Here is a 6,973-nt window from a genome sequence, read left to right on the forward strand (position 1 = left end):
CCTTGGTGGCAGCCAGTTTCGATGGCGGGGCATCCGCGGGCATCAGGACCACTGCGCTGGTGCCGAGCAACTGGGCGGCAAGAGCCACCGCCTGTGCGTGGTTGCCCGAGGAGTAGGCGGCGATGCCGTGCGCACGCTTCTCAGCAGGCAGTTGGCTGATCGCATTGTAGGCGCCACGGAACTTGAATGCGCCGTGGGTGCGCCCGTTAGTTCGCCGGGGTAGCCAGGCGGTGGGGTCGTTGAGGTAGAGACCGCAGGCGCAGTCGAGGGTTTCGGCGGGGGTGCCGGAGGGCAGGCCGCTGGGGAGGAAGGAGTCTTCGTAGGTGTCTCGGCTGGCGAGGTAGATGGCGAATCCCCAGGTCGTGGCGTATCCGGTGTAGCGCAGTCGCATCAGTGGCAGCTCGGTGCCGTCGGCGAGTTCGCCGGTGATGTAGGCGAAGGCGCCGTGGTAGCGGACGTGCAGGCGGGCCAGTTGCGGCCAGCGGTCGGCGGCGTGGGCGGCCAGTCGTTGCCGCAGCGAGGTCTTGGTCGATTCCGGCGGTGGTGCCATGGGCCCTCAGCCTGCCACGCCGTGGCCCGGAGTGTCTGCCCCGGTTCGGGGTGGCTGCTCGTGCACAGTGCCTTGTTCAGTTCATTCATGATGAGGGACGAGGGAATTCGGCATGCCGATGGGCAGCCCGCATGTGGTGCGCTTGACAGGGCGGCAGCGGTCGGAATTGGAAGCGGTCACCCGCAAGGCGAGGGGGCCCCAGCGGCAGGTCCTGCGGGCGCGGATCGTGCTCGCCGCCGCGGACGGAATGTCCAACGCCGGGATCGCGATGACTCTGGGAGTATGTGTCGACACTGTCCGGAAGTGGCGTAAACGGTTCTGCCGCAACGGGATCAAAGGTCTGACCGACTTGCCTCGCAGTGGCAGGCCGCGAGCATTCGCTGCCGGGGTCCTCGCCGAGGTCAAGGCCCTGGCGTGTGAGCTGCCGGCCTGGTCCGGGCTGCCGCTGGCGCGCTGGAGCTGCCCGGAACTGGCGCGCGAGGCGGTGACCCGAGGCATCACCGACCGGATCTCGGGCGCCGTATACTTCGGCGCTGTCTGCACGCACTGCCCCCTGCGCGCGCAGTGCAGGACGGCGGCCGGCGGGCGCACCATCACCATCGGCGCCTACGAGAAATACCTGGCCACCGCCCGTGCACGCCAACTCGACCCCGCCTGGAAGGCCGACTACCGGGCCGCCCGGCCCAAGGTCGAACGCAAGATCGGCCACCTGATGCGCCGCCGCCACGGCGGACGCCGCGTCCGCCTGCGCGGGCAAGCCAAGATCGGCGCAGACTTCGGCCTACTCGCCGCCGCACACAACCTCGCCCGCCTCGCCGTCCTCGGAATCGGCTACACCACCAGCGGCTGGACCACAGCCCCCCGCCTGAGGCCCCCAGCACCCCACGCTGATAGTCCAAATCGCCACGGGGCAAACCGAAACGACCTGACAACCGCCACCCCCGTCAACGCATCAACCGACCACCCCGCAAAACCCGGCGACACCACAGCCCACCACACGCCTGTTCGACACCAGTCACCTGGGCGGGAGTTCGCCCGAGTTGCTAGCGCTGATTGGGCTTACGGTTTCGGTTCCTGGGTCAGTAGTGGTCGCCCGAGGAGTTGATCGGGCGCCCGTCGGACGAGCGGCGGCTGGTGCGTAACAGATTCTCACCTGTGTCCGGTTCATTGCGGTCTTCGAGCAACACGAGTCTGTTCCGGGTCTACCGGCAGCGTTCCAATACGGTGCCGAAGAGTCGGGGTGTCGACGGCGGGCCGGTGCACCACCCGCACCGCTTCGTCGCCACGCCCGGAGGCGATCAGACCTATATTATGCAACGCTTCTGTTGGTTCCCGGGTCTGTGGGTCAGCGAAGGAGTTGTAGCCTTGGTGGATCTGCAAACGGCTGCCGAACGCCGGCGTGTGCGGCGGTTCTGCGGCGACCCGAATCGCGTCAAAGCGCGCATTCGCGGGGTCGAGTCCGAGGCCGGTGCCCAGGAACCGGCCCTGTCCGGCCGTTGTTTCCGCGCCGAGCGCGGTAATCGGGTCACGGTGGGCGGCCAAGACGTAGACGTTCTCTGTACCGATTCCAAAATCGGCTGCGTGAGTGAGTGGTCCGGCGCCAGGAGAGCCCGATAGAACAACCTGATCGATCTCACCGGCGAGCCGGCCTCCGTCTCCGGCGTAGCACACGGTGGTCGAACCGTAGCTATGTCCGAGAAGGGTGTGCAAGCGTGGTGTCACAGCGCCGTTCGGGAGGTTCGACGTCGCTTCGCGAGTCGCGTTGTAGCTCGCGACGTCTCGTGCCACGACGTACCCGCCGACTTCGGCGAACAGCGGTTTGGCAGGCTCGGGCGGCACCACGGAAATCGGATGGTGGTAGCCGATGTCGATGATCGCGGCAGCGCGGTCGTGCCCTGCGTAGCGGGTCGTCACCTCCCATTCGTTACACACGAAGGTCGAACGGTACTCGAGCGAGCGCAGCGTGGTTCCGAAGCCGCCGATATGCCGTGTGACGATCTCGGCCCGGTCGGCATCACCAATCGAGACCGCCACCCTGCCGTTGCCGCCGTACGCTCGGGGGTTGTAGGCCATCACCTGCACATCGCGCGCGCCGATCGCACGGGCCTGGTGCTCGATGATCGCGAGGTGATCACGGGTGCGCACGATATTGCGCAGGTGGGCGAGTTCGGCGCGGGTAAGCCCGCTGCGGCGCTGACCGCCTGTGGGGCGCTGCCCCAGATACCGTTCCAGGTCCCGGGTGATCGAAAGGCGGTTGGCGCGGTCCCGGACGGCATAAGGGATGCCGTCAGTATTGCCGATCAGATGTGGACGTACTCGCACCATCGCCGACCGCTCGTGCTCGGACAAGGTGTCCCACCACCGGGCGTTCTGTGTGGCTCGGGCGCGGGACGCGGTGACGACCTCGTCCGGCTCGATCCGGCTCACCAGGCGATTCACGTTCGCTGCCGGACCGTAGCGGTCCTTCAGTTTGGTGACCGCCTCGGCGGCAAAACCACGCTCGTCGGCGGTGATCGGCGAATCTTCGGGAAGCGACAAGCCGAGATGGCGCGGGCGGTGACCGGCGACGGGGAAACTCGAGCCAAACTCGGCCCGGGCCGGCCGGGAGCCGGATCGTGCGACCTCGTCGGCACACTCACCCATCCGTTTCGGAGCCGTCAGGCCCTCGCCCGCTTTCTCGATCTCATGCCGGCCGCGCTGGTCGAGGTGCACCTTCTCATCGACATCCCGCACAACAGAGCCAGCCACGGCTGTGCCGATGTCTTGCCAGTCCTGCATTGCCTTGCTGGTCAGGCCTCTCAGATCTTGTGTGATCCGGGCAAGGATTCTGATCATGCCGTTGCTCACCCGAGCCTCGCCACGACGGCAGGCGCGGGCTGTACGGCCGCGGTGAGGGTCGGGCGGGTGGCCAGTCCAGCCGCTCCAGGTGCCCAGGCGGCACGGGCGTCGATGTCATCGACTCGGCGGTGTGTGCCGTCCTTGCTGGGTATCGAACACCGCTGCAAGGTGCGGCGGTCCCGGCGGCCGAACAGATTCATCGGGTCGGTGTCGGTGGCGCCGCTCTTGCTGGCCTGGGTGAGCCGCGAGCGGCGCAAGTCGTGCGGATCCCACCCGCCGGGCGCGGCGGTGAGACACCGTTCGCCGGAACGGTAGCTCATCCGCCTGCGGCGACCGACCGGGCCGAGCTCAGGGGTGAGCACGGTACCGTCGTCGGAGCCTGCGTGGCGCGACAAGAAGATCGGTCCGCTGCGTCCGACGAGCAGTTCGCCCAGCAGACGCGCGGTGCGAATGCCGTAGAGCAATCCGTCGGCCTTGCCATCCTGACGCCGGGTGCGGGCACGCCGGTCGGGGCGGTGCAGGTCGGTGATGTCCACGCGGAGGACTTCCTCTGCACGAGCCGCGGTGGCATACATCATCGCCCCCACGGCCCGGTCTCGACCGGCCACCGCTTGTCGGCGACCAGACGATCGGTCGCCTCTCGAGAGCGGACCCGGTCCGTGTCGGCCTCGGGCTGGTGCCCGCGACTCAGCCCGTCCAACACCGTAGCGGCATCGCCGATCCAGTCCTGGCCCAAGAAATAGTTCAGGGCGCCGCAGACAGTGGCGCGTTTGGCGTTGAACCTCGACCGAGCACCGCGCCCCCACGCGGTGCAGACGTTACGCTGCAACCGGTCTCGGCCCGGTCGGTCGAACTCGGCAAGATTCGCGACACCAGCGAAACCGATCGGCAGCACGCCGATGTAGGCGCGCCCGGTCTCCGGTGACAAGATCCGCCCAGAGCGACCACAATGCCCCTCCCGCGACCGCAGATACTGCGCCAGCGCCGCACCAGTCGGCATCACAGCCGGAATGGTGGTGACCAAAGCCAGACGCCAGATGAGGGTCATCGGCCCACAACTCCTCAAACGTTAGGCAACACACGGGATAACGGGTACGAACCCGGCAGGGTGTTTCCCCAGGGCCGCCACCCGGTGTTGTCAGATAATACGGTGTTAGCTGACCTGAATCCCCCCGGTGAGTCCGGAGACTTATTGGTGTGACAGCCCGGCCGTCTGCTGGGCTGGGTGTTGAGCGTAGTAGGCGACCTCCATCTCCGCCGGGGGTGCGTCGCCGCAGTTGGTAGAGGCGGCGATGGTGTAGGGGTCGGACCGCAGCGCCCTGCCGGTCTTTCGACACGGTGGGTTTCTGCGGCCCGCCCTCCGAACCGGACGTGCAGTAGGGTAGGCCGCCGACGAGGTGCCAGCTGGCTGGTCCTTTTCCGACGGCCCCCCTCCGAACCAGCCGTGCCCGATTTCCGTGGCAGCTGGCTTTCTAGTGCTCATCGTGGCCTGCCGGTTGGGCGTCCTGCGTGGATGTCCTCGTGGCAGGAGCGGCAGACGACGAGGGTCTTGCGGCGGCGAGCCGCCATCTGCTTGACCCAATCCGGTTGTGGTTTCCGGCCTTTCGGGTTGAGGTCTTTCAACGCTCTCACGTGATGGACCTCGACCTTGTGGATGGAACCGCATCGTTCGCAAGCCTCGGCGAGCAGGCGTTGCACCAGCTCGGACCGGCGGCTATTCCAAATGCGTATCGGATCGTCGTCGAGGGGTCGTGGCGTGATGTCGCGGGCCAGACTGATTCCGCCCCACTGTGCTTCCAGCGGTGGCCGCCCGTCTCGGTCCAGCGTGGCTCGCAGGCCACGACGAGGACCGTGCTCGGTGTCGAGAACGGCACGGTAGCGGCGGTAGACCTGTGGGACCGTGATCCGGTATTTCCGGGCCAGGGTCTTGGCCAGCGACCGCTCCATGACGTATTTCAGGCGACCGAGCCGGTGACGGTTGAACGCCAGCCGGTAGTACTCTGCGACGCCCCGGAACTCGGCTTGGAACTGCGCGACAATACTGACATCGGTATTGACGATGCGTTCGGTCCGCCGAATCGGTTCGCCGTGATGCAGGTAGGGGCGAGCTTTGGCCCTGATCACCTCCAGCGGTACTTTCAGCCCGATCGCCGCGTTGATGCTGCGGTGACCGTGCGGTCCGCGTTTGTGATCGGCGTGCAACACCACGATTTCGTAGCCGAGGAACCGGGCGGCCTGCGTCCGCCCGTGCGTGATCAAGGTCTTGACCGGTGATAACTCCAGCGCCAATTCCTCGCGCAGGAACACCGCGATCTGGTTCTTGATGTCCTCGGCCTCCTGCCGGGGACCGGCGAAACCCAGAATCCAATCGTCGGCGTAGCGGCAGTAACGTAGCCGCCGATAGGCCGGATCAGCGGGATCACGGGACGGCAGGGTTTTCATCTGCTTACGCAGCAACGCCCCTGTATCCAGATCTCCGACCTGCTCGGCCCGCCACGCGCGTTGCCATAACCGCATATACGGCCGATACGGTGTTCTGCGGTTCCCTCGGTTATAGGCAGGCAGCAAGGTCTGTTCGATGAACCGGTCCAGCCGATCCAGGTAGATATTCGACAGGACAGGCGAAACGACCCCACCTTGCGGACAGCCGCTCAGCGTGGCGTGATATCGCCAGTCCTCCAGATACCCGGCCTTCATCAGCCCGTCGATCAAGCGCAGAAACCGGCCGTCGTGGATCTGTTCGGCCAGAATCGATCTCATGATCGAGTGGTCGAGCGATCCGAAACAGTCGGTGATGTCGCCCTCGACGAACCAGACCGTCCCGTGCCATTGGTGGTAGATCTCCTGCAGCGCGGTGTGGCAGCCGCGGCCGGGCCGGAAACCGTGGGACCGATCGGAGAACTGCGGCTCGTAGTACGCCTCCAAGATCAGGCGTAGCACTTCTTGCAGCAGTTTGTCCGACCAGGTTGGCAACCCCAGCGGGCGTTTCTTCGTCGAATTCTTCTTCTCGATGAAACTGCGCCGCACCGGAGTCCACCGATACCGCTCCGTCTGGAGCGCCTCGATGATGGCCTCGATCTTGCCGAGGCTCATGCCGTCCACGGTCTCTGTGGTGGCCCCGCGCGTCATCGCGCCCTTGTTGCGGTAGAGCTTTCCGTAGGCAAGCAGGAACAGGTCCGGGTTGAACAAGCACCGATAGACCCGCTCCAACGGCAGCCCTCGACTGCCGCGTTCGCGAATGATCGCCAATATGGTTGCGGCATCTCGCATCTCGCGTACCTCATCATGTGTTGTCGATCTCGAGCACCTGGGTCCCTTCGCCCGTGTGGACGAGCTCCCGTCCTCCCTGGCAGGGCGCTACTCCTGCGACTACTACGGACCCTCCGTGACCATAGGGCTCGCGCCCCGTAGGCCATCCCGAATTCCTCTGTGCACCAGACGTATCGAGCGTGACGTAGGCGTCCCGGTCCGTTTCCTTGAGCGGGCTCACTGCCCGCCGCCCGCCGGTCGGAAGGGTTCGAGGCGACGAAACTCGGAATCGCCTCCATACCGACGGTCCCGACCACAGACGCCGTGTCGGGAGGT

At 66.2% G+C, this 6,973-nt stretch carries 6 protein-coding genes; 1 reads left to right on the forward strand and 5 read right to left on the reverse strand.

What is annotated here, in order from left to right:
• On the reverse strand, positions 1–550 hold a 550-nt coding region (locus tag NA4_RS43065; RefSeq protein WP_084497778.1), incomplete at its 3' end, for a pyridoxal-phosphate dependent enzyme.
• A gap of 112 nt (positions 551–662) precedes the next feature.
• Between NA4_RS43065 and NA4_RS36675 the strand changes: the two genes are divergently transcribed.
• Positions 663–1,655 (forward strand): transposase, encoded by a 993-nt coding sequence (locus NA4_RS36675; protein WP_067480508.1) that lies wholly within the window; start codon positions 663–665, stop codon positions 1,653–1,655.
• Positions 1,656–1,714: 59 nt separating this feature from the next.
• On the opposite strand, the gene NA4_RS36680 is transcribed toward NA4_RS36675, so the two are convergent.
• The 4 genes from NA4_RS36680 to NA4_RS36695 form a co-directional block, all read right to left on the reverse strand.
• Positions 1,715–3,385 (reverse strand): alpha/beta hydrolase, encoded by a 1,671-nt coding sequence (locus NA4_RS36680; protein ID WP_157129528.1) that lies wholly within the window; start codon positions 3,383–3,385, stop codon positions 1,715–1,717.
• 8 nt (positions 3,386–3,393) lie between these two features.
• Positions 3,394–3,924: a hypothetical protein gene (locus NA4_RS36685; protein WP_157129529.1), complete on the reverse strand. Its 531-nt coding sequence runs from the start codon at positions 3,922–3,924 to the stop codon at positions 3,394–3,396.
• Between the two features lie 38 nt (positions 3,925–3,962).
• Positions 3,963–4,436: a hypothetical protein gene (locus tag NA4_RS36690; RefSeq protein ID WP_067480517.1), complete on the reverse strand. Its 474-nt coding sequence runs from the start codon at positions 4,434–4,436 to the stop codon at positions 3,963–3,965.
• Positions 4,437–4,867: 431 nt separating this feature from the next.
• Positions 4,868–6,658 (reverse strand): reverse transcriptase/maturase family protein, encoded by a 1,791-nt coding sequence (locus NA4_RS36695; RefSeq protein ID WP_067480519.1) that lies wholly within the window; start codon positions 6,656–6,658, stop codon positions 4,868–4,870.
• Positions 6,659–6,973: the final 315 nt, after the last annotated feature.

Origin of the sequence: Nocardia amamiensis NBRC 102102, assembly GCF_001612745.1 — a bacterium.
Classification (GTDB): domain Bacteria; phylum Actinomycetota; class Actinomycetes; order Mycobacteriales; family Mycobacteriaceae; genus Nocardia; species Nocardia amamiensis.